This is a genomic window from Streptomyces sp. UH6 (assembly GCF_013421635.1).
GTDB classification, from domain to species: Bacteria; Actinomycetota; Actinomycetes; order Streptomycetales; family Streptomycetaceae; genus Streptomyces; species Streptomyces abyssomicinicus.
This window is the reverse complement of sequence record NZ_JACADT010000801.1, coordinates 1-2,623: the sequence shown is the minus strand read 5'-3', so window position 1 is coordinate 2,623 and position 2,623 is coordinate 1. Positions and strand designations below refer to the sequence as shown.

Annotated in this window: 2 protein-coding genes; both read left to right on the top strand. The window is 72.2% G+C overall.

The annotated features are described in order from the left end of the window. Positions 1-306 precede the first annotated feature (306 nt). Complete coding sequence (locus tag HW445_RS26030) at positions 307-798, top strand: inorganic diphosphatase (RefSeq protein WP_151773752.1); 492 nt, start codon at positions 307-309, stop codon at positions 796-798. Positions 799-929: 131 nt separating this feature from the next. Then, complete coding sequence (locus tag HW445_RS26025) at positions 930-2,597, top strand: threonine/serine exporter family protein (RefSeq protein ID WP_308799935.1); 1,668 nt, start codon at positions 930-932, stop codon at positions 2,595-2,597. Positions 2,598-2,623: the final 26 nt, after the last annotated feature.

The window sequence follows — 2,623 nt, the reverse complement described above, 5'->3', positions numbered from 1 at the left end:
GGGGTGTTCACCCCCCAGTGCCACCGCGTGGGCCCGCTCGGCCGTACGCTGACCGCTGGAGTCCCAGGGACCGGCGGCCGTCACCACCCCGGCGGCCAGCAGGGCCCCGGAGACGGCGGCGCAGACCGTGTACCGCCCGACCGGGTCCGACCAGCGCGCCACCGTTCGGGCAGCCCGCGCGAACGACGGCCGTACAAGCCGCTGTTCCCCCGGCTCCGGCACAACGACCACCCCTTTCGCCAGCACGCACCTGCGTAAGGGACACTTAACCACCAGAACTATGTGCTGATCATGGAGGAGCCACCGGTGGAGTTCGACGTCACGATCGAGATTCCGAAGGGTTCGCGCAACAAGTACGAGGTGGACCACGAGACCGGTCGTATTCGCCTGGACCGGCGACTCTTCACCTCGACGATGTACCCGGCCGACTACGGCTTCGTCGAGAACACCCTCGGCGAGGACGGCGACCCGCTGGACGCCCTCGTCATCCTGGAGGAGCCGACCTTCCCCGGCTGTCTGATCCGCTGCCGCACGATCGGCATGTTCCGGATGACGGACGAGGCCGGCGGCGACGACAAGCTGCTGTGCGTCCCCGCGTCCGACCCGCGCGTGGAGCACCTGCGCGACATCCAGAACGTGTCGGAGTTCGACCGCCTGGAGATCCAGCACTTCTTCGAGGTCTACAAGGACCTCGAGCCCGGCAAGTCCGTCGAGGGCGCCGACTGGGTCGGCCGCGCCGAGGCCGAGGCCGAGATCGAGCGCTCCTACACGCGCTTCAAGGAGCAGGGCGGTCACTGACCGCCGCCGCGCCCGACACGTCGGGCGGGCCACGGGCCGCGCCACCCCACGGGGATGGCGCGGCCCTGCCGTGTTCAGGGCCGCCTACCCTGGGTACGCGGCACACCGATCATGAACTGCCGGGAGCAAGGGTGACGACCGAGGCGGAGGACCGCAGGCCGAGCGACGAGGCGAGGAGCGCTTTCGCACCTCCGCCCGGCGTCGTCGCGGTCCCGCCTCCGGTGGACAACGAGTCGTCGACGACCTCGGAGTTCGCGGTCCCGGAAGGCCTGGTTCCGCCGGAGCCTCCGCCGTCCGAGCGGACCGAGGGGTCCGCGTTCCGGCGGCCGTCCGCCACCACCGGCCAGCACCCGCTGCCCCCTGCCGCCTTCACCCCGGCGGCCGGCATCCCCGCCGTCCGGCTGACCCGGGACGTGCCCTGGCAGGACCGGATGCGGACCATGCTGCGGATGCCCGTCTCGGACCGCCCCGCGCCGGAGGTCGTGCACCGGGAGGAGGACGAGACCCGCCCCGCGGTGCCGCGCGTTCTCGACCTCGCGCTGCGCATCGGTGAGCTGCTGCTGGCGGGCGGCGAGGGTTCGGAGGACGTCGAGGGCGCCATGTTCGCGGTCTGCCGGGCCTACGGCCTGGACCGCGTGGAGCCCAACGTCACCTTCACCATGGTCTCCATCTCCTACCAGCCCTCGCTGGTCGAGCCGCCGGTCTCCGCCTCCCGTACGGTGCGCCGCCGCGGCACCGACTACACCCGGCTGGCCGCCGTCTTCGCGCTGGTCGACGACCTGAGCGACACGGACGAGGCCAGCCCGGTCACCCTGGAGGAGGCCTACCACCGGCTCGGCGAGATACGGCGCAACCGGCACCCGTACCCGACCTGGGTGCTCACCATTTCGGCCGGCCTGCTGGCCGGCGCGGCCTCCGTGCTGGTCGGCGGTGGCCCGCTGGTGTTCCTCGCGGCGGCGGCCGGCGCGATGCTCGGCGACCGGCTGGCGTGGCTCTGCGCGGCACGCGGGCTGCCGGAGTTCTACCAGTTCGTGGTCGCCGCGATGCCGCCGGCCGCGATAGGGGTGGCGCTCACCATCGCCCATGCCGACGTACGGGCCTCGGCGGTGATCACCGGTGGTCTCTTCGCGCTGCTGCCCGGGCGGGCCCTGGTGGCGGGTGTCCAGGACGGCCTGACGGGCTTCTACATCACGGCCGCCGCGCGCCTGCTGGAGGTCATGTACTTCTTCGTGGGCATCGTCACCGGAGTGCTGATCATCCTGTACTTCGGGGTGCAGCTCGGCGCCCAGCTCAACCCGGACGCGTCGCTGGCGGTCACCGAACGCCCGGTGGTGCAGATCTTCGCCTCCATGCTGCTGTCGCTGACCTTCGCGGTGCTGCTCCAGCAGGAGCGGTCGACGGTGCTGCTGGTGACGTTGAACGGCGGCGTCGCCTGGGTGGTGTACGGCGCGCTGCACTACGCGGGCGGCCTCTCCCCGGTCGCCTCCACGGCCGTGGCGGCGGGGCTGGTGGGCCTCTTCGGCCAACTGCTCTCCCGCTACCGGTTCGCCTCGGCACTGCCGTACACCACGGCGGCGATCGGCCCGCTGCTGCCGGGTTCGTCCACGTACTTCGGTCTGCTGGGGTTCGCCCAGAACAACATCGACCGCGGGGCGGCCTCACTGAGCCAGGCGGCGGCGCTGGCCATCGCGATCGCCATCGGCGTGAACCTGGGGTCGGAGATCTCCCGGCTCTTCCTGCGTCTCCCGGGTGAGGCCGCGGAGCGCCGCAAGGCGGCGAAGCGGACGCGGGGCTTCTGACCTCCGCGCCCCGGCCGCCCGCCCGG